Annotated in this window: 19 protein-coding genes; 13 read left to right on the forward strand and 6 right to left on the reverse strand. The window is 75.3% G+C overall.

Annotated elements, in window-relative coordinates:
- Window positions 1-10: 10 nt before the first annotated feature.
- The 4 genes from ACI79G_RS16865 to ACI79G_RS16880 form a co-directional block, all read right to left on the reverse strand.
- Window positions 11-808, reverse strand: coding sequence for a DUF998 domain-containing protein (locus ACI79G_RS16865; RefSeq protein WP_456882267.1), 798 nt, complete (start codon window positions 806-808; stop codon window positions 11-13).
- Window positions 796-1,245, reverse strand: a complete 450-nt coding sequence (locus tag ACI79G_RS16870; RefSeq protein ID WP_456882268.1) for a hypothetical protein — start codon at window positions 1,243-1,245, stop codon at window positions 796-798. Before ACI79G_RS16870 ends, ACI79G_RS16865 begins: the two co-directional genes overlap by 13 nt.
- Window positions 1,246-1,334: 89 nt before the next feature.
- The gene (locus ACI79G_RS16875; protein WP_456882269.1) at window positions 1,335-1,532 is read right to left on the reverse strand and encodes a hypothetical protein; all 198 of its coding nucleotides are present in this window, start codon (window positions 1,530-1,532) and stop codon (window positions 1,335-1,337) included.
- Window positions 1,533-1,608: 76 nt separating this feature from the next.
- Window positions 1,609-1,923: a hypothetical protein gene (locus ACI79G_RS16880; protein WP_456882270.1), complete on the reverse strand. Its 315-nt coding sequence runs from the start codon at window positions 1,921-1,923 to the stop codon at window positions 1,609-1,611.
- Window positions 1,924-2,154: 231 nt separating this feature from the next.
- On the opposite strand from ACI79G_RS16880, the gene ACI79G_RS16885 reads away from it, so the two are divergent.
- Complete coding sequence (locus ACI79G_RS16885; protein WP_456882272.1) at window positions 2,155-4,083, forward strand: ExeM/NucH family extracellular endonuclease; 1,929 nt, start codon at window positions 2,155-2,157, stop codon at window positions 4,081-4,083.
- Between the two features lie 66 nt (window positions 4,084-4,149).
- Here ACI79G_RS16885 and malQ read toward each other — a convergent pair whose 3' ends face one another.
- Window positions 4,150-6,042, reverse strand: a complete 1,893-nt coding sequence (gene malQ, locus ACI79G_RS16890) for a 4-alpha-glucanotransferase (protein WP_456882273.1) — start codon at window positions 6,040-6,042, stop codon at window positions 4,150-4,152.
- Window positions 6,043-6,254: 212 nt separating this feature from the next.
- Here malQ and ACI79G_RS16895 point away from each other — a divergent pair, with 212 nt between their 5' ends.
- The gene (locus tag ACI79G_RS16895; RefSeq protein WP_456882274.1) at window positions 6,255-7,241 is read left to right on the forward strand and encodes a Bug family tripartite tricarboxylate transporter substrate binding protein; all 987 of its coding nucleotides are present in this window, start codon (window positions 6,255-6,257) and stop codon (window positions 7,239-7,241) included.
- Between the two features lie 23 nt (window positions 7,242-7,264).
- On the opposite strand, the gene ACI79G_RS16900 is transcribed toward ACI79G_RS16895, so the two are convergent.
- Window positions 7,265-8,179 (reverse strand): LysR substrate-binding domain-containing protein, encoded by a 915-nt coding sequence (locus ACI79G_RS16900; RefSeq protein WP_456882275.1) that lies wholly within the window; start codon window positions 8,177-8,179, stop codon window positions 7,265-7,267.
- 119 nt (window positions 8,180-8,298) lie between these two features.
- Between ACI79G_RS16900 and ACI79G_RS16905 the strand changes: the two genes are divergently transcribed.
- The 11 genes from ACI79G_RS16905 to ACI79G_RS16955 all read left to right on the forward strand — a co-directional run bounded on the left by ACI79G_RS16905 (window position 8,299) and on the right by ACI79G_RS16955 (window position 19,983).
- Window positions 8,299-8,799, forward strand: a complete 501-nt coding sequence (locus tag ACI79G_RS16905; RefSeq protein WP_456882277.1) for a tripartite tricarboxylate transporter TctB family protein — start codon at window positions 8,299-8,301, stop codon at window positions 8,797-8,799.
- 1 nt (window position 8,800) lies between these two features.
- Window positions 8,801-10,405, forward strand: a complete 1,605-nt coding sequence (locus tag ACI79G_RS16910) for a tripartite tricarboxylate transporter permease (protein WP_456882278.1) — start codon at window positions 8,801-8,803, stop codon at window positions 10,403-10,405.
- Complete coding sequence (locus ACI79G_RS16915) at window positions 10,402-11,370, forward strand: Bug family tripartite tricarboxylate transporter substrate binding protein (protein WP_456882279.1); 969 nt, start codon at window positions 10,402-10,404, stop codon at window positions 11,368-11,370. The genes ACI79G_RS16910 and ACI79G_RS16915 overlap by 4 nt, the downstream gene beginning before the upstream one ends.
- Complete coding sequence (locus tag ACI79G_RS16920; RefSeq protein WP_456882280.1) at window positions 11,354-13,048, forward strand: thiamine pyrophosphate-binding protein; 1,695 nt, start codon at window positions 11,354-11,356, stop codon at window positions 13,046-13,048. Before ACI79G_RS16915 ends, ACI79G_RS16920 begins: the two co-directional genes overlap by 17 nt.
- Window positions 13,045-13,710 carry a 3-oxoacid CoA-transferase subunit A gene (locus tag ACI79G_RS16925; RefSeq protein ID WP_448619646.1) on the forward strand — a complete coding sequence of 222 codons (666 nt, stop codon included), beginning with the start codon at window positions 13,045-13,047 and terminating at the stop codon, window positions 13,708-13,710. The genes ACI79G_RS16920 and ACI79G_RS16925 overlap by 4 nt, the downstream gene beginning before the upstream one ends.
- A gap of 73 nt (window positions 13,711-13,783) precedes the next feature.
- The gene (locus ACI79G_RS16930; protein ID WP_456882281.1) at window positions 13,784-14,452 is read left to right on the forward strand and encodes a 3-oxoacid CoA-transferase subunit B; all 669 of its coding nucleotides are present in this window, start codon (window positions 13,784-13,786) and stop codon (window positions 14,450-14,452) included.
- 27 nt (window positions 14,453-14,479) lie between these two features.
- Entirely contained in the window at window positions 14,480-15,457 is a 978-nt protein-coding gene (locus tag ACI79G_RS16935; RefSeq protein WP_456882282.1) for a tripartite tricarboxylate transporter substrate binding protein, read from the forward strand.
- Window positions 15,458-15,649: 192 nt separating this feature from the next.
- Window positions 15,650-15,874, forward strand: a complete 225-nt coding sequence (locus ACI79G_RS16940; protein WP_456882283.1) for a hypothetical protein — start codon at window positions 15,650-15,652, stop codon at window positions 15,872-15,874.
- Window positions 15,875-15,974: 100 nt separating this feature from the next.
- A complete protein-coding gene (locus ACI79G_RS16945) occupies window positions 15,975-17,525 on the forward strand; it encodes a putative bifunctional diguanylate cyclase/phosphodiesterase (RefSeq protein ID WP_456882284.1) in 1,551 nt (516 codons plus the stop codon).
- Window positions 17,526-18,403: 878 nt separating this feature from the next.
- Window positions 18,404-19,453, forward strand: a complete 1,050-nt coding sequence (locus tag ACI79G_RS16950; RefSeq protein ID WP_456882285.1) for a TIGR03885 family FMN-dependent LLM class oxidoreductase — start codon at window positions 18,404-18,406, stop codon at window positions 19,451-19,453.
- Window positions 19,450-19,983 (forward strand): GNAT family N-acetyltransferase, encoded by a 534-nt coding sequence (locus ACI79G_RS16955; protein ID WP_456882286.1) that lies wholly within the window; start codon window positions 19,450-19,452, stop codon window positions 19,981-19,983. Before ACI79G_RS16950 ends, ACI79G_RS16955 begins: the two co-directional genes overlap by 4 nt.
- The last annotated feature ends 10 nt before the right edge of the window (window positions 19,984-19,993 follow it).

Genomic DNA, 19,993 nt, shown 5'->3' on the forward strand with positions numbered 1-19,993 from the left:
CGGATCCCCCTCAGTTGCGGCGCCGGGAGGCGGCCCAGGGGTCCTCGGGGTCGAAGTCGTCGTCGGGCTCGGTGTCGGTCTGCGTCCGGGCCGGCTCGGGGCGGGCGGTCGCGGCCTCCAGGGCGGCGTCGCGCTCGCGGGCCCGCTCGGCGCGCTCGGCCCGCTCCTGGACGCGCAGCTCGCGGCGTGAGGGGCGCGGGTCGGCCTGCGGGCGCCGGCTGAGCGCCCACAGCGCGCCGCCGGCCAGCGCGAGCCCGATCGGGATGGGGTAGGCCGAGGCCCGCTCGGTGCCGCCCTCGCCGAGGAAGGTGGTGATGCCGAGGGCGAAGAAGACCGTCATCGCGCTGCTCAGCAGGCCCAGCAGCGCCAGCGCCGTCCCCAGGGCCTCCGAGCGCGGCCGGACGCCGTAGGCCAGCGCCAGCAGCCCCAGCCCGCCGCCGACGAAGTGCAGCCCGGCACCGGCCTGGTGCAGGTCGTCCTGGCTGCCGAGCGGGAAGAGCCCGACGAGGACGACGCCGACGGCGGCCGCGGTCAGGAAGGCGGGGACCATCCGGCCGCCGAGGCCGGCCAGCGCGGGGCGCAGCAGGACCGTGCCGGCGGCGATGAGCAGGCCCTGCAGGACGAACGAGGCGTTCATCAGCAGCGGCGCCGCGGAGTCCGACGTCCCCAGGGCGCTGATGACGTCGTCGGCGCGGCTGTACGAGCCGCCGGTCTGCAGCTGGACGACGGTCTCGACGACGAAGAACTGCAGGGTCAGCAGCCAGGCGATCGCGCCCCAGCGGTACCGGGTGGGAGTCACACCGGCCATGGTCCCAGCGCCGCGTCCGGGGGCGGGGGCAGGTGGGCGAGGACGGCGGCGTACTGCTGCGGGGACAGCCAGGACGGGTTGCTGCCGGCCGGCATCCGCAGCACCTCGGCGTCGCGGGCGGCCGCGTCGGCCAGCAGGTCGGCGCGGGCGACGGGCGAGGGCAGCCGGGTCAGCCGGACCGGGAGGACCGGTCCGCCGTCGCGCTGCTCGGCCCCGCCGGTCACCTCGCCGAGCGCGTGCACGCCGGGGTCGGCCCGGCCGCTGACCCACAGCAGGCACGGCTGGCCCGGGTGCACGAGGTCCAGCCGGTAGGAGCGCCGGACGCAACGGGTCAGCTCGAGCGCCGTGCCCTCCCGCCAGCCGGGGTCGATCAGCTCCGGCGGGCGGGTGGACTTCAGCACCCAGCAGGCGACGTCCCCCGGCCCCAGGCGGCTCAACCGGACCCCCTCCGGACCGGTGACGGCCCAGCGCCGGCCGGGATCGGCACGTGGCCGCGGTGCGGTCCGGAGGACCGCAGCGTCATCGGTCAATCGGTCGCGGAGTGGACGTCGGCGCCCGCGGGGTCGGCGTCGTCGGCGTCCACCAACTGCCGCTCGTGCTCGGTCCGGTGCTGCAGCTCGTCGTCGGAGCGGGTGTAGCCCCCGGCGTGCTGCTGCCGGTCGCGCGGGGCCGACTCCGTCGTCTCCATGACGTCGTCGAGGTTGGGACGGTCGGGCTCGCTCACGGGTCTCTCTCCTTCGCGTCAGGGGACGGTGCGTCGGGAGGGGCCATAGCCACCCGGGGACGGCGGTAACCCGTGATCAGCGTTGCTCGAGGAGAGCGGCGGGCACCCACGCCTCGACGAGCACGGTGCCCTGCGGCCCGGCGACGGCGTAGGTGACCCGGCCGGACCAGCCGTCCCCACCCTGCCGCCACTCCACGAGCAGCCCCGGCCACACACCGGGGGCACCGGGCGGGTCGTGCACCCAGCAGTGCCGGCCGCGCGCCCGGTCGGGCCGGTTCGTCGCGGCCGACGGCGGGGGAGGCGCCGGGGGCTCGGGCGGACCGAGGCCCGAGCGCGCCGCGCGCTCGCCGAGGGAGCGACCGGACCGCCCGGGGTGCATGCCGCCAGCCACGCGGAGAGTGTCGCACGAGGTCGAACGCCTGTTCGATCCGAGCGCCGGGTGGCGGAGGACGGTGACCGGGGGAGGCGGCGTCCGCGCCGCGCACCACGGGTCACCGCGGCGGTCACCGACGGTCCCGCGGATCCGCGGTGGGCGTGTCATCGATCGACCACCTACCGTGACCGCAGCGTCCCCGCGGCGCTGCCAGCGTCCGGTCGTCATCGTCGTCCACCGGAGGTCCCCGTGCAGCCACCGACCCGCCCCGGCCGCGGCGCCGTCCGTGCCGCCGTCGGCGTCCCCGTCGTCGCCCTCGCGGTCGCCGGCCTGCCGACCCTCGCGTCGGCCGCGCCCGCCGCGCCGGCCCAGCAGCAGCCGGCCGACGTCTGCGCGGCCCCGGTGACGCACCCGGTCGGTGCGGTGCAGGGCAGCGGCGCGGCCACGCCGCTGGCCGGGCGGACGGTCACCGTCCGCGGCACGGTCGTGGCCGACCTGCAGGGTCCCGACGGCCTCGAGGGCTTCCACCTGCAGGACGCCGGGGACGGCGACCCGGCCACGTCCGACGGCGTCTTCGTGCTCAGCACCGTCCCGGTCGCACTCGGCGACGAGGTCGCGGTCACCGGCGTGCCCGGCGAGTCGTTCGGCCAGACCCAGGTCGCGGCGCGCACCGCCGTCGCCGTCTGCACCGACGACCTGCTGCCCGAGCCGACGCCGGCGGCCCTCGACCTGCCCGCCGACGACGCCGCCCGCGAGCGGCTCGAGGGCGTGCTCGTGCGACCGGCCGACGCGCTGACCGTCAGCGAGGTCTTCGCGCTCACCCGCTACGGCGAGCTGACCCTCTCCGAGGGCGGCGTGCTCGTGCAGCCCACCGAGGTCGCCCGGCCGGGCACCCCGGAGGCCGCCGCGGTCGTCGCCGGCAACGCCGCGCGCCAGGTCCTGCTCGACGACGGCCGGGACGACTCGAGGTCCCTCACGGACCGGCCGTACCTGTCCCCGGACACCCCGGTGCGCGTCGGCGACGTCCTGGAGCCCACCGAGCCCCTGGTCCTCGGGTTCGGTTTCGGCGCGTGGCGGCTGCAGCCGGCCGACGGCACGGCGGACGGCGTCTTCGCGCCGCAGGACACCCGCACCGTGGCCCCCGGACCGGTCGGCGGCGACGTCCGGCTGGCGACGTTCAACGTGCTCAACTACTTCCTCACCCTCGGCGACGCGGGCCGCGGCGCCGACAGCCCCGAGGAGTTCGAGGAGCAGGCCGGCAAGATCGTCCCGGCGATCCGGGCGCTGGACGCCGACGTCGTCACGCTGCTGGAGGTCGAGGACACCGACGCCACGGGGCTGACCCCCGGCAACGCCGACACCGCGCTGGCCGACCTCGTGCGGCGGCTGAACGAGGTCGCGGGCGCCGAGGTGTGGGCCTACGTGCCGCTGCCGGAGGAGTTGTACGGCGTCGAGCGCGACGCCATCCGCAACGGGATCGTCCACCGCACCGACCGGGTCCGGCCGGTCGGCGACCCGGTCGGCCTGGTCGACGAGGCCGTGTGGGCCGACGCCCGCGAGCCGCAGGCGCAGACGTTCGCCGCGAACGGGGACGCCTTCACCGTGGTCGCCAACCACTTCAAGTCCAAGACCCCTGGCAACGCCACCGGGGACAACGTCGACGACGGCGACGGGCAGGGCCAGTGGAACGGCGACCGCGTCCGGCAGGCCCGGTCGCTCGCGGCCTTCGCCGCCGGGCTGGCGCAGCGCACCGGCGACGAGGACGTCGTCCTGATGGGCGACCTCAACGCCTACAGCCAGGAGGACCCGGTCGAGGAGCTGCGGAGCGCCGGCTGGACCGACCTCGGCGAGTGGTTCGACCCCGGCCGGTACAGCTACGTCTTCGACGGGCTGTCCGGCTCGCTGGACCACGCGCTGGGCACCGCCGCCCTGACCGCCAAGGTCACCGACGTCGTGCACTGGAACGTCAACTCGGTGGAGTCCTCGGCCTACCAGTACGACGGCGACCCGGCGCTCTACGCCGCCGACCCGTACCGCTCCAGCGACCACGACCCGCTCGTCGTCGGGATCGACCTCGACGAGCGCTGCCGGGGCCCGGTCCCGACCGTCACCGGCACCGAGGGGGACGACGTCCTGCGCGGGGGCAACGGCGACGACGTCCTCGACCCGGCGGCCTGAGCCGTCGCCGGAGACGCGTCCGGCGCGGCCCCCGGGACCGGGGACCGCGCCGGACGCGGACTCGGGTCAGGCGCCCTCGCGGGCCTCCCCGCCGGGCTGCTCGCCGAGGGCGTCCTCCTCCGGGTCGCTGGTGCGGTCGACCCCGTCCGCCAGCGTCCGGGCCACCTCCTGCAGCAGCCGGTGCGCGGGGAGGTCCTCCACCAGCACCGGCAGCGGCAGCGACCAGTTGGGCCGGTCGGTGGTGCCGGGCATGTTCGGCCGGCGCCGCTCGCCGACGGCGTCGTCCAGGGTCGCCGAGAGCAGCAGCGACGGCGCCCGGGAGAGCAGCTCGTGCGCCCGCTTCACCGCCGTCTCGGCCCGGGCGTTCCTCCGCAGGCCCGGCAGCTTCTCCAGCAGCGACGTCCGGCCGCGCTCGAGCTCCTCGTCGGTCCCGGTGCCGTACTCGCGCTGCTCCTCGAGGTCCGCCCCGGTCCACAGCCCGGCCACCGTGGGCAGGTCGTGGGTGGTGATGGCGGCCATCGCCTCGTCGGGCCACTCGGCGGGGTCGTCGTCCTCGAACCACAGCAGCCGGTAGCTGAGGATGCCGTGCTCGGCCATGGCCTCGCGGACGCCCTCCTCGACGGTGCCCAGGTCCTCGCCGACGACGACGGCCTGCGCCCGGTGGCTCTCCAGCGCGACGATGTCGAGCAGGTCCTCGGCCGGGTAGCGCACGTAGGCGCCGTCCGCGGCGCTCTCGCCGGAGGGCACCCACCACAGCCGGAACAGGCCCATCACGTGGTCGATGCGCAGGCCCCCGGCACCGGCCATCGTGGCCCGGATCGACTCGACGAACGGCTCGTAGTCCGCGGCGCGCAGCTGCCAGGGGACCAGCGGCGGGGAGCCCCAGTCCTGGCCCTGCGAGTTGAAGGCGTCCGGCGGGGCGCCGACGGTCGCCCCCTGGGCGAGCACGTCCTGCCAGGTCCAGGCGTCCGCACCGCCGCCGGCGACGCCGATCGGCAGGTCCTGGATGACCGTCATCCCCTCGGTCGCGCGCTCCAGCTGCAGGTGCAGGCACCACTGCAGCCAGGCGTGGAAGGCGACGTCGCGCTCGTGCTCGGCGACGAACTGCCCGACGGCGTCGCTGCGCGGGTCGCGCAGCTCCTCGGGCCAGGTGTGCCAGTCCGGGCCGTGGACGTCGGCCAGCGCGCACCAGGTCGCCCAGTCCTGCAGCTTCTGGCCCTGGTGCCACCACCAGTCCGGAAAGGCGGGGTCGTCGTGGCCGGCGGCGTCGAAGACCCGGTGCAGCACCTCGCGCTTGCGGGCCCAGATCGCGTCGCGGTCGATGAGCTCGCCGTCGCCCAGTGCCCGACCGGCCGCGCCGTCGAGGTCGACGGCGTGCGCGCCGGGCACCTCCTCGACCCGCAGGTAGACGGGGTTGCGGAACCGGCGGGTGGCCGGCAGGTAGGGGCTGGCCTCCTGCTGCGGCGTCGGGGCGACGGCGTGCAGCGGGTTGATGAGGACGAACCCGGCGCCCTGGTCCGCGGCCATCTCGCGGATCGCGCGCAGGTCGGCGAGGTCGCCGATGCCCCAGCTGCCGCGGCTGCGGGTGGCGTACAGCTGCACCGCCCAGCCCCAGGCGCGGTCGTCGGGCAGCCAGCAGCGGCCGGGGGAGACGACGAGCCTGCGGCGCGGCCCGCCGGGAGCCTGCAGCCAGTGGTAGCCGAGCGGGAAGTCGTCGGGCAGCTCGCCGTCGACGTGCCGGGTGGAGCCGTCCTCGAGGGTCACCTCGGCCTCGTCGACCTCCAGGACGTCGCCGGGGCGGGCGACGATGGGAGCGCGGTCCTCGAGGTCCGCCGGCGGGGTGCCGATGACCTCGCGCAGCCGCTCGATGGTGGCCTCGGCGACCTGGTGTTCCTCGTCGAGGGCGTCGAGCCAGCTGGCGTCGATGCCCCACTCGTCGGTGGTGGGAGTGCGCGTCACGCCCCCGATACTCCCCAGCCCGCCCGCCGCCCACACGGCGCACCGAGCGTGGTGCCGCTCTCCCCGTCACCCCCCACGACGGCGTCGAGCGACGACGGTCACAGGTTCATGACGGTTCGCCGCTCCGGATGACATCCGGGCGACCGGCACACCAGGCTCCGGGACGACGGCGCCACCCGCCGCCGGCCCGAGCGCACCCCGTGGAGGCACGCATGAGATCCCGCCGGTCGTCCCTGCCCGTCCTCGCGGCGGCTTCCGCCGTCCTGCTCACCGCCTGCGTGGCCGAACGCGACGAGGAGGGGGGAGCCGCCGCCCAGGACTTCCCGGCCGACGACATCACCCTCTACGTGCCGTACGCGCCGGGCGGCCCCACCGACCTGGCGGCGCGCACCGTCGGCGACTGCCTGGCCGCGGACTTCGGTCGGGCCGTGGTCGTCGAGAACCGGGAGGGCGCCTCCGGGTCGCTCGGGATGCAGGCGATGATCCAGGGCGGCGCCGACGGCTACAGCCTGTCGTTGATCGCCGTGCCGGCCTCGGCGACCAACCCGCTGCAGGAGGAGGTCGGCTACACCAACGACGACTACGTGCCGATCGCCGCGGTCACCGAGATCCCCTCGGTGCTGGCCGTGGGACAGGGGTCGCGGTTCGCCGACGCCCGGGCGCTGTTCGCCGAGGCCGGTCAGAACCCGGGCCGGGTGACCGTCGGGGTGCCCGGCGCGACGACGTCCCAGGCGATGGAGCTGCGGCGGCTGGCCGAGGAGTACGGCGTCGAGCTGGCCCTCGTCCCGTTCACCGGCAACGCCGAGATGACCACCGCGCTGCTCGGTGGGAACGTCGACGCGGTCTTCATCAACGCCTCCCAGGACGTGCTGGAGAACATCGAGGCCGGCAGCTTCGTGCCGCTGGCGATCAGCCCGGAGGAGCGGGTCGACTACCTGCCCGAGGTGCCCACGCTCGCCGAGCTGGGCTACCCCGAGCTCACCAACAGCGTGTCGGTGTTCGGGCTCGCCGCTCCGGCCGGCACGCCCGACGGGGTCCTGCAGACCCTCGAGGAGGGCGTCGCCGCCTGCCTGGAGCAGCCGGAGGTGGTCGAGGCCCTGGGGGACCAGTACGTGCCCGACGAGTTCATCGGCCGGGAGGAGTTCCGGGCGCGGATCGACGAGATCGTCGAGGTCTACGGCCCGCTCCTCCAGGAGTAGCCGCGGAGGGCGTCCGGGTGCGGTCAGGGGCCGCCCCTCCCGGGCCCGGGGCTGGGCAGCACCTCCTCGGCGGTGGCGAGGAAGTTCGCCAGCACCGGAGAGGTGTCGCCCTCCCGCCAGGCGAGGGCGATCGGCACCCGGACGTCGACGCCACCGGCGATCGGCGTGAAGACGACGCCCTCGATCTGCAGCGTCTCGGCCGACGCCGGCATCAGGGCCACGCCGACCGCGGCGCCCACCAGCGCGACGACGGTGTGCGTGTCCGGCGCCTCCTGGACCACGCGCGGCGTGAAGCCCGCGGAGAAGCAGGCGTGCACCGCGGCGTCCCGCAGCGCCGAGCCCTGCATCGAGACGTAGCTGACGAAGTTCTCGTCGGACAGGTCGGCCAGGTCCACCTCCGCCCGGCCGGCCAGCGGGTGGTCCTGCGGCAGCACGGCCATGAGGGACTCGTTGAGGATGACCCGGCTGGCCAGCGGCCCCGCGGGCACCGGCGCCCGCAGGAAGCCCACGTCGATCTCCCCGTCGATCAGTGCGCTCACCTGGGCGGCGCTGAACACCGACGGCCGCAGCTCCAGCCGCACGTGCGGGTAGCGCCGGCGGTAGGCGCGCGCCATGCGGGGGAGCAGCCGCCAGGTGATGACACCGGTGACCCCCACGCGCAGCTCACCCCGCTCGCCCCGCTCGGTGACCAGCACCGACTCGCGGGCCAGCTCGGCCTCCCGCAGGACGCGGGAGGCGTGCTCGAGGAACACCGCTCCCGCGCTGGTGAGCCGCACCTGCCGGGTCGTCCGCTCGAGCAGCGCCGCACCGACGTCCTGCTCGAGGTGCTTGACCTGCTGGCTCAGCGCCGGCTGGGCGAGGTGCAGCCTGCGCGCCGCCCGGCCGAAGTGCAGCTCCTCGGCGACGGCGGTGAAGGCCCGCAGGTGGCGGAGTTCCACGGGTCCCCCCGATCGATGCAGGTGCGTTATGAACGGCGTCCCGATTCGGAATTGGACCACGAACAATGCCCGCTCGTAGTGTCGGGCGTCACACCCGGCCGCGACCCGACGAGGAACCCATGTCCGCGTCTCCGCCAGCACCGGCGCCCGCACGACACCCCCGATCGGCCCGGTCCCAGCTGCGCCGGCTCGCCCCGCTGCTGCTCCTGGCGCTGGGGGTGGGCGCCCTGCTCGTCGGCCGGGACATGGGGCTCGGCGAGCTCACCGCGCCCGGCCCCGGTCTCTGGCCGACCATCGTGGCCGGGCTCCTGATCGCCACGTCGGTCGTGCTGCTGTTCCTCGACCCGGCGGAGGACTACGAGCCCTGGACGGCCGGGACGGCGCGCATCGTCGCGGGCCTGGCCGGCCTGGCGCTCTTCATCGTCCTGTTCCAGACGATCGGCTTCGTCGTCTCCGCGTTCCTGCTGCTGTTCGCGTGGCTGCGCTTCCTGGGCGGCGAGTCCTGGCGGATGGCCCTCGTCCTCGCCGTGGCGGGCGCGATCGTCCTCCACCTGGTCTTCGTCGTCGTCCTCGGCGTGCCGTTCCCCGCGGGCCCGGTCGACCAGCTGCTGGGGGGTTGACGTGGGGATCTCCGACGGCATCGTCCAGGGCTTCGCGGTCGCCCTCGACCCGGTCAACCTGCTCTACGTCTTCGCCGGTGTGCTCATCGGCACCGTCATCGGCGTGCTGCCCGGTCTGGGCCCCACCGCCACGATCGCGCTGCTGCTGCCGCTGACCTACACCATCGAGCCGGCGACCGCGGTGATCCTGCTGGCCGGCATCTACTACGGCTCGATGTACGGCGGGACGATCACCTCGGTGCTGCTGCGCCTGCCGGGCGAGGCGGCCTCGGTCGTCACCACCTTCGACGGCTACCAGATGGCTCGGCAGGGCCGGGCCGGGCCGGCGCTGGGCATCGCCGCCATCGGCTCGTTCGTCGGCGGCATCCTGTCCGTCCTCGGCCTGATGCTGCTCGCGCCGCCGCTGGCCGACCTGGCGGTCTCCTTCGGTCCGCCGGAGTACGTCGCGCTGACCGCCCTGGGCATCCTGCTGGTCACCTACCTCGGCAGCGGGTCGCCATTGAAGAGCCTGTCGATGGCGGCGCTGGGCCTGCTGCTGGCCACCGTGGGGCAGGACCCCATCACCGGCACCACCCGGTTCACGTTCGGCTCGGTCGCCCTCTTCGACGGGCTGGACTTCGTCGCGGTGGCCATGGGCCTGTTCGGGGTGGGCGAGATCCTGCACAGCCTCGAACGCACGGACAAGGTGCAGGCGGTCACCCGCAGGATCAGGCACATCTGGCCCACGCGGCAGGACCTCCGGGACTCCTCCGGGGCCATCGCCCGCGGCTCGGTGCTCGGCTTCGTCATCGGGGTGCTGCCCGGCGGCGGAGGGGTGATCTCCTCGCTGGCCTCCTACGCCCTGGAGAAGCGCCGCGCCAAGGACCCCAGCCGCTTCGGCAGGGGCGCCATCGAGGGCGTGGCCGGGCCCGAGACGGCGAACAACGCGTCGTCCACCTCGGCGTTCATCCCGCTGCTGACCCTCGGCATCCCGGCCAACGTGGTGCTGGCGCTCATCTTCGGCGCCCTGCTGATCCAGGGGGTGACCCCGGGACCGCAGCTGATCAGCGAGGAGCCGGAGATCTTCTGGGGCGTCATCGCGTCGATGGTCGTCGGGAACGTGATGCTGCTGGTCCTGAACATCCCGCTGGTCGGGGTCTTCGTGCAGCTGCTCCGGGTGCGGGCCGGCGTCCTCGCCGCCTTCGCGCTGCTGGTGACCATGGCCGGCGTCTTCTCGGTCAACAACGACTCCTTCGACATGTGGGTCGTGCTGGTCTTCGGCGTCATCGGCTGGCTGATGAAGAAGACCGGCTTCGAGCCCGGCCCGCTGGTCCTCGCCTTCGTGCTCGGCGCGATCATGGAGCGGGCCTTCCGGCAGTCGATGCTGCTGTCCGGCGGCAGCCTCGACGTCTTCGTGACCCGCCCCCTGTCCGGCGGCCTGCTGGCCGTCATGGCCGCGGTGGTGGTCCTCAGCCTCGTCATGGCCCGGCGGCGGCGTGCCGCCTTCCGGCACGTCGAACCCGAGGGCGAGGCCGACCTCGGCACGGCACCGACGCCCGGGCGCGACACCCGCCGCGCCTCCGACAGCGTCGACACCGACGTCCCGTCCGCCCCTGGAGAACGATGAGACCCCTGCGCCCCCTCGCCGTCCTGCTGGTCACCGCCGCCGCCCTCTCCGGGTGCGCCGAGGACCCCGCGTCCGTCGCCGCCGCCGACTACCCCTCGACGGACATCCGCCTGCTGGTGCCCTACACCGCCGGCGGCCCGACCGACATCGCGGCGCGGGCGCTCGGCGCACACCTGGAGGAGGAGCTCGGCCAGCCGGTCGTCGTCGAGAACCTGCCCGGGGCGTCCGGCGCCACCGCGTACACCGAGCTCATCGCGTCGCAGCCCGACGGCCACACGCTGTCGATGACGGCCCTGCCGACCGCGGTGCTCAACTACCTGGCCAACGACGTCGGCTACACCCGCGAGGACTTCGCCCCGGTCGGCGTGGTCACCCAGGTGCCCTCCGGCATCGTCGTCCCGGCCGACTCCCCGCACCAGGACCTGGAGTCGCTGTTCGGGGCGGCACGGCAGGACCCCCAGGCCGTCACCGTCGGGACCCCCGGAGCCACCAACACCCACGCCGCGGAGACCCGGCGGATCGCCGAGCTCCACGACGTGCCGCTGACCGTCGTCCCCTTCGAGGGCAACGCCGAGGTGCAGACCGCGCTGCTGGGCGGCAACGTCGCCGCCGGCTTCGTGAACCTCTCGCAGGACGTGCTGCCGGCGATCGAGTCCGGTGAGCTGCGGCTGCTCGCCGTCGGCACCGAGGAGCGGCTGCCCTACGCCGACGCGCCGACCTTCGTCGAGCTGGGCTACCGGGAGCTGACCCAGAGCACGACGACGTTCGGCGTCATCGCGCCCGCGGGGACGCCGGACGAGGTCGTCTCGACGCTCGAGGGCGCCCTGCGTAGCGCGAGCGAGGACGAGGCCGTCGTCGAGGCCCTGGACCCGCGGTACGTGCCGGAGGAGTTCCTGGGCAGCGCGGACCTGGCCGGGCTGTTCACCGAGACCGAGGAGACCTTCCGCGATGTCGTCGGCGGCTGAGGCGACCCGGGCCGGGGCGGGCGGCCCGGCGCGGGGGACGGGCGCGGACTCCCTGGTCGCGGGCCTGCAGGACCTCGGAGTGGAGACGGTGTTCGGGTTGCCCGGCGTGCACAACCTCGCCGTCTGGGAGGCCGCCGCCGCGGCGGGCCTCCGGGTGGTGGGGGTCCGGCACGAGCAGGCCGCCGTGTACGCGGCCGACGGGTACGCCCGCGCCACGGGCCGGCTGGGTGTGGCCGTGGTGACCACGGGGCCCGGTGCGGCGAACACGCTCGGCGCCACGGGCGAGGCGATGGCCTCGGGGGCGCCGGTGCTCGTGGTGGCCACGGACATCCCGTCGACGCTGCGGCGTCCCGGCGTGTACCGCGGCGTGCTGCACGAGACCCGCGACCAGGCCGCCATGTTCGCCCCGGTCACCAAGGCCACCGTGGCGACGGCAGCGCCCGGGGACCTGTACGCGGACACCGTCCGCGCCGGCTCGGTCGCCCTGCGGCCGGCCACCGGGCCGGTCTACCTCGGGGTCCCCACCGACCTCCTCGGCGCACCGGCCGGCAGCCCCGGACGGACGCCGGCGCGGCCCCACCCCGAGCAGCCGGTGGACGGCGACGAGCTGGCCCGCGCCCGCGAGCTGCTCGCCCGCGCCCGCCGCCCGCTGGTGTGGGCCGGTGGCGGGGCGCTGCGCTCGGGCGCGGGCGACCTCGTCGGCGAGCTCGCCGAGCGCCTGGCCGCGCCGGTGGTCACCACCTTCGGCGGGCGCGGCCTGCTGCCGCCCGACCACCCCTGCCTGGTGCCCGGCCCGCCGCATGTCCCCGCGATCGGCCGGCTGTGGGACGAGGCGGACCTGGTGGTCTCCCTGGGCAGCGACCTCGACGGGACGAACACCCAGAACTGGGCGATGCCCCGGCCGCCGACGCTGCTCGCCGTGAACGTCGACCCCGCCGACGCCGGCAAGAACTACCGGGCCGACGTCACCGTGGCCGGCGACGTGTCCGCCGTGCTCGCCGCCCTGCTCGACGACCTGCCGCGGCGGGACGGTCTGCCCGCCCTCCGCAGCACCCTGGACGCGGTGGCCGGCGAGGTGCGGGCGCTGGTGCGCGCGGACGAGCCCCAGGCCGAGGGGCTGCTCGACGCCCTCGACCGGGTGTCCGACCGGACCGGGGTGCTGCTCGCGGACATGTGCATCGCCGGCTACTGGGCGGCCGCCTTCGCCCGCGTGCCTGGTCCGCGGCGGCTGGCCTACGCGCTGGGCTGGGGGACCCTCGGCTACGCGTTCCCCGCCGCGATCGGCGCGGCCGCCGCGGGCCGGGGCCGGGCCCTGGCGCTGGTGGGGGACGGCGGCTTCCTGTTCGCCTGCGGGGAGCTGGCGACCCTCGCCCAGGAACGGCTGCCGGTCACGACCGTCCTCGTCGACGACGGCGGCTACGGGATGCTGCGGTTCGACCAGCTGCACTCCGGCGTCCCGGCCCGGGGCGTGGACCTGACCACCCCGGACTTCGTCGCCCTCGCGCGGTCGTTCGGCGTCCCGGCCCGCGCGGTCGACGGCTTCGGCGAGGAGTTCGCCGCCGCACTGGCGGAGAGCCTCGACGCCCAGGGGCCGGACGTCCTGGTGGTCCGGGCGGCGCTCACCCCGCCGCCGTCCACCTCGCCGCGCTGGTATCGGCGCCGGCAGGCGGCACCGTGATCGACAAGCGGGTGGCCACGCTCGCCGAGGCCGTGGCGGACGTCGCCGACGGCGCGACCGTGCTCGTCGGCGGCTTCGGCAACTCCGGCGTCCCGGTGGAGCTGGTGCACGCCCTGCTGGAGCAGGGGGCCCGGGACCTCACGGTGGTGACCAACAACGCCGGCAGCGGGGAGACCGACATCGCGGCGCTGATCCGCGAGCGCCGCGTCCGCCGGATCATCTGCTCCTACCCGCGCTCGGCCGGCTCGGTGTGGTTCGAGCAGTTCTGGCGGGCCGGCGAGATCGAGCTGGAGCTCGTCCCGCAGGGCACCCTCAGCGAGCGGATGCGCGCGGCCGGCGCCGGGCTCGGCGGCTTCTTCACGCCGACCGGCGCGGACTCGCTGCTCGCGGAGGGCAAGGAGGTCCGGGTCCTCGACGGCCGCCGCCAGGTCTTCGAGCGGCCCCTGCCGGCGGACGTCGCGCTCATCAAGGCGCACCGAGCCGACCGCTGGGGCAACCTCGTCTACCGCACCGCGGCCCGCAACTTCGGTCCGACGATGGCGACGGCGGCCGCGCTGACCGTCGTCCAGGTGCGGGAGTTCGTCGAGCTGGGGGAGCTCGACCCCGAGGCCGTCGTGACGCCCGGCATCTTCGTCGACCGCGTGGTGGAGGTGGCCGCGTGACCGAGCTCGCGAGGGCACGCGGGGGCACGGCATCCCCGGGCACGGGACCGGCGAGCGCCGGCCGGGGGAACTCGTGATCCGCCCGCTGTCACCGACGGACGTCGCCCGCCGGGTCGCCCGCGACATCCCCGACGGCTCCTACGTCAACCTCGGGATCGGCCTGCCCACGCTCGTCGCCGACGTGGTGGGGCCGGACAAGGAGATCGTCTACCACAGCGAGAACGGCATCCTCGGGATGGGACCGGCACCGTCGCCCGGCGAGGAGGACCCGGAGCTGATCAACGCCGGCAAGCAGCCGGTGACCCTGCTGCCCGGCGGCTCCTTCTTCCACCACACCGACGCGTTCGTGATGATGCGCGGCGGGCACCTCGACGTGAGCGTCCTCGGCGCCTTCCAGGTGTCCGAGACCGGCGACCTGGCCAACTGGGCCACCGACGAGGCCGCGTTGCCGCCGGCCGTCGGCGGGGCCATGGACCTCGCCGTGGGTGCGAAGCGGGTCCTCGTCGTGACCACGCACACCACGCGCGACGGCCGCCCGAAGTTGCTGGCGCACTGCACCTACCCGCTGACCGCCGCGGCCGTCGTGGACCGGGTCTACACCGACCTGGCCGTCCTCGACGTCGGCCCCGAGGGCTTCGTCGTCCGGGAGGTGGCGCCCGGCGTCACGCCCGACGCCCTGCAGGCGGTGACCGGCGCCCGGCTGACCTTCCCGTCCGACCTGGCCGTGGTCCGCCCCGGCTGAGGCCACCCGACGTCCCTGGAGGCAACGATGCCCCGTCCCGTCCGCACCATCGCGGCGCTGACCGCCCTCGGCCTGCTCGCCGCCTGCGCCGAGCAGGGAGGGGGCGCGGCCGGCGACCCGGCCGCGTACCCGACCGAGGAGATCCGGCTGCTCGTCCCGTACGCGGCGGGCGGTCCCACCGACCTGACCGCCCGCGCGTACGGCACCTCGCTGGAGGAGCAGCTGGGGCAGACCGTGGTGGTCGAGAACCTGCCCGGCGGCTCCGGTGCGCTCGCCACCCAGGAGCTGCTCGCCGCCGAGCCCGACGGGCACACCCTGTCCCTGGTGACCGCGGGGACGCTGGTCCTCACACCCCTGGCCAACGAGGTGGGGTACACCAAGGACGACGTCACGCCGATCGGGGTCATGGCCGAGGTGCCCTCCGTCCTGGCGGTCGGTGCCGACTCCCCGTACCGGTCCGCCGCGGACTTCTTCACCGCCGCCCGGCAGCAGCCGGGCGTCGTCACCGTCGGCGTCCCGGGGGCCTCGACCCCGCAGGGCATCGAGCTGCAGCGGCTGCGCGAGGAGTACGGCGTCGAGGTGACGGCGGTGCCGTTCAACGGCAACGCGGAGATGACGACGGCGCTGCTCGGCGGGAACGTCGACGCCGTCCTCATCAACGCCTCCTCCGACGTCACCGCGAACATCGACAGCGGGCAGTTCCGGCCGCTGGCGGTCTCCTCGGAGGAGCAGCTGTCCTGGCTGCCGGGCACGCCCACCCTGGTCGAGGCCGGCTTCCCGGAGCTGACCCTGTCCGGCTCGACGTTCGGCCTCGCCGGCCCGGCCGGGATGCCCGAGGAGGTCGTCACCGTCCTCGAGGACGCGCTGCGCACCGCCCACGACGACCCCGCGGTCGTCGAGCAGGTGGGCGCGGAGTACATCGACGAGGAGTTCCGCGGCGCCGACGAGCTGCAGCAGGTCCTCGACCGGACCCAGGAGGTGTACGAGCCCCTCCTCGGCAGTTGAACCGTCGGCCCTCCAGCGGCGGTCGGTCGACGACCTGCCGCCAGCCCGGGGCCGTGTCCTCCTCGCTGCTGGTGCACCCGCCGCTGCTCGGCCCGGCGGTGCTGCAGCCGCTCGCCGCGGAGCTGCGGCGGCGGGGGAGCGCGGTCGCCGTCCCGGACCTGGCTGCTGCCCGACGAGCGGCTGCGGGCGGCGGTGCTGGCCGAGGGGCACGAGCTGCCGGCCGACGTCTACGACGTCGCCGTCCCGGTGCCCGAGGAGTGGCCGGACGACGACGCCCGGTACGTGCACCTGTCGGCGTCCTACGACGCCGAGGCCTCCGCCGCGCGGGCCCGCGGCTGGACGGTGGTCGACGACGGCGCCGGCGAGCACCTGGACGTCGCCGACGACCCGGGCCGGGTCGCGGACCTGCTCGGCTGACCGGGATCACCCCTGGGGGTGGGCCCGGCCCGGTCCGCTCAAGCGGCCGGGCCGGCACGCCGAGACCGTCGGGGACGCACTCCCCGACGGAAGGCCAGCAGTGGACGACGTACCGGCCCGGCCCCCGGCCCGAGGCCCGCAGATCGCGGTCCTCTCCGGGGCGCTGGCGGCCACGCTGACCGCGACCCACCTCGCCGTCGCCCTCCTGGTGACCGGCTCCCTGCAGGCGCTGCTGCACCTGCTGCTCAGCGGCGTCGCGGCCGCGGGCGCAGCCGCCCTCGGCGCCCACCGGGTGCGGCGCACCGAGGCCGACCTGGCCCGGCTGGCCTTCTCCGACGTCCTCACCGGCCTGGCCAACCGTGCGCTGTTCACCGACCGGCTGGAGCTCGCGCTGCGCCGCACCGCTCGCAGCGGCGGCGAGGTGGCGGTCGTCTTCCTCGACCTCGACGGCTTCAAGTCCGTCAACGACAGCCTGGGTCACGCCGCCGGGGACCGGCTCATCCGCGAGGTCGGCGGGCTGCTGCAGTCCGCCGTCCGCACCGAGGACACGCTCGCCCGGCTCGGCGGCGACGAGTTCGCCATCCTCGTCGAGCGCTCGCCCGGCGTGGAGGAGGCCACCCGGATCGCCGAGCGGGTGCTCGCCGCGCTCTCCGGCCCCGTCGACCTGGGCGGTCAGCGGGTCACCGTCTCGGCGAGCATCGGCATCGCCACCGGCGACGTCGCGGCGACGGCGTCCTCGCTGCTGCGCGACGCCGACAACGCCATGTACTGGGCCAAGGGCTCGGGGCCGGGCCGCTACGTCGTGTTCAACCCGCAGATGCGCTCGGTCGCCGCGGAGCGCCGCCAGCTCGAGGTCGACCTGTGGACCGCGGTCGCCGACCGGCAGTTCCGGCTGGTCTACCAGCCCGTCGTCGACCTGGGCAGCGAGCGGGTCACCGGCTTCGAGGCGCTGATCCGCTGGGAGCACCCGACCCTCGGCGTCGTGCTGCCCGAGCGGTTCCTGCCGGTGGCCGAGGAGATCGGGCTGGTCCCCGACATCGGCCGGTGGGTCCTCACCGAGGCGTGCGCCGCCGCGGCCGCCTGGCGCCGCGACCACCCGGCCGCGACCGACCTGTCGATGGCGGTCAACGTCTCGCCGTCCCAGCTCGGGTCGCCGGGGCTGCTCGACGACGTGCGGACGGCGCTGACCGCCAGCGGGCTGCCGCCATCGGCCCTGGTGCTCGAGCTGACCGAGTCGGTGCTGGTGCGTGACCCCGTGCTGGCCGCCGAGCGGCTGCACGAGCTGCGCGGCCTGGGCGTGCGGGTGGCGCTCGACGACTTCGGCACCGGCTACTCGTCGCTGTCGCACCTGCGGCAGTTCGCCGTCGACATCCTCAAGATCGACCGGTCGTTCGTCAGCACCATCGACGACGCCGAGCCGATGCCGGCCATCCTGCGCGGGCTGATCAACCTCGGGCACACCCTCGACCTGCAGATCGTCGCCGAGGGCATCGAGCAGGAGCGCCAGCGCACCCACCTGCGCGACGGCCAGGTGGCTCTGGCCCAGGGCTACCTGTTCGCCGCACCGCTCGAGCACACGGACGCCGAGCTGCTGCTGCTCGGCGGCGCCAGCACGCCCGCCGAGGGGACCGGCACCGCCGCCCCCGCCTGACGTCCGCGCACCCAGCCGCCGCCCGGGTCGCTGCCTCACCACCGTGGTGGTCACCCTGCCTCGCCCCCCGGCTCCCCGCCTCACCACCCGCGTTGATCATGGGGTTGTCGTCGGACGCAGCGGCGCGTCTACGCGTGTCGCCGGCACCAACCCCATGATCGACTCGCCGGGACCGCGCCGGGCGACGTTTCCGCAGGTCAAGGCCCGGAAACCGTCGTACCCCGGCCGTAGGTTGAGCGTGTTCCTCGGTGGCGGGTTCGGGGTCGGGCTGATTGTGGCCGACCTGACGTCGCCGGCGTTCGGTCCGCCGGTTCCCGCCGCGCCGTGGCTGGGTGAGCTGCTGCCGGTGCACGCCCGGACGCCTGCGGGAAAGGCGGCCGAGCTGGAGCTGGTGACCGCGTTCGCCGCCGACCGCCCGGCCGAGGCCGGGCGGCGTGGCGGAGCCCACGGGGACGGTGGCGGGCACCCCGATCACCGCCGGACACGTGCGCGACCTGCTCGCCCAGCTCGACGCGGTCGGCCTGCACACCCCGCCCGGCGGGTCGGTCAGCTTCTCGTTCACCGACGACCACGGCGCCTTGCAGGCGGCCGCGACCCTGCGACAACCGCGGCAAGCGGCCCGCCGGGGATGCCGTCACCATCCGGACGGGACCGGCGGCTGCCCGGTGATCACCCGGCCCGACCCGACCGACGCCTACACGCCGACCGTCGCGCAGCGCCGGTTGTGGACCGCGGTCCGACCGCCAGCCGAACGGGACGGGAGGTCACCGCCCCCCACCGCCGATCGCCGCCGTCCACCGCGACGCGGTCGCCGTGCCCCCGCCACCGCTCGGCCGATCCCGCAGGTAGCGGCGGCGGCAGCGGGGTAGGGGCCCGCCATGACGGTGATCGGGTTCCACAACTCGCACGAGCAGGTGCACCCCGCTGAACTGCTGCGGGCGGTCCAGCACGCGGAGGAGGTCGGTTTCACCGCCGCGATGTGCTCCGACCACTTCGCGCCCTGGAACAAGGCACAGGGGCACTCGGGCTTCGCCTGGTCGTGGCTGGGCGCCGCGCTCGCCACCACCGGCCTGCCGCTCGGCGTGGTCAACGCGCCGGGGCAGCGCTACCACCCGGCGATCATCGCCCAGGGAGCCGCGACGCTGGCGGCGATGTTCCCCGGGCGCTTCTGGATGGCACTGGGCAGCGGCCAGGTGATGAACGAACGCATCACCGGGGACCCGTGGCCGCCCAAACGGATCCGGGACGCCCGGCTGCGCGAGTGCGTCGACGTCATCCGTGCCCTGCTCGCCGGTGAGGAGGTCACCCACCGCGGGCTGGTGGCCGTCGAGCGGGCCAAGATCTGGTCCCTGCCCGAGCAGCAGCCCGCCCTCATCGGCCCGGTGATGAGCGTGCCGACGGCGCGGCGGCACGCCGACTGGGCCGACGGCTTCATCACCATCAACCAGCCGCACGAGACCCTGCGCGAGCTGACCGGCGCCTACCGGGACGCCGGCGGCCGCGGCCGGCTCGTGCTCCAGGTGCACCTCTGCTGGGACCCCGACCCGGACCGGGCGAAGGCCATCGCCTACGAGCAGTGGCGCACCAACACGTTCCCGCCGCCGCTGTGCTGGGACATCGACGGCCCCGAGGCCTTCGAGCAGGCCAGCCAGCACGTGCCGCAGGAGGCGGTCGAGGGCGCCGTCCGGGTCAGCTCCGACCTCGGGCAGCACGCCGAGTGGATCGCCGAGTACGCCGAGCTCGGCTTCGACGAGATCTACCTCCACCACGTGGGCAAGGAGCAGCTGCCCTTCCTCGACGCCTTCGGCGAGCACGTCCTGCCGCAGCTCGACGTGACCCGCCCGGCCCCGGCGGTGGCCACCGACCCGGCCACCCCGTCGCAGCCGCGCCGTCCCGACCAAGAACTGCAGCCGGCCGCGCTCCCGTGAGCGGGCACGTCACCGTCCGCCTCGTCAGCCAGGACGACGTCCCGGCCCTCACCGCCCTGCTCACGGCCAACCGCGACCACCTCGCGCCGTGGGACCCCGCGCGCCCGGACGGCTACTGGACCGAGGAGTTCCAGCGCCAGGACACCGCCCGGCTGCTGGACCTGCACCGGCTCGGCGGCCTCCTGCCCGGGGTGGTCCTCCTGGACGGCGAGCCGGTCGGGCGGATCACCGTGAACGACGTCGTCCACGGGCCCTTCCTCTCCGGCGACCTCGGCTACTGGGTCTCCCGGCACGCCACCGGCCGCGGGGTCGCCACCGCCGCGGTCGCCGCGATGACCCGGTGGGCATTCGGCGAGGCCGGCCTGCACCGGCTGCAGGCCGGCACCCTGCTGCACAACGCCGCCTCCCAGCGGGTGCTGCGCAAGAGCGGGTTCACCCCCATCGGTGTCGCCCCGCGCTACCTGCGCATCGCCGGCGAGTGGCAGGACCACCTGCTCTTCCAGCTGCTCGACGAGCCCGGGATGCGGTAGGGACGCCGGT

This window comes from Geodermatophilus sp. SYSU D00779 (assembly GCF_054050595.1).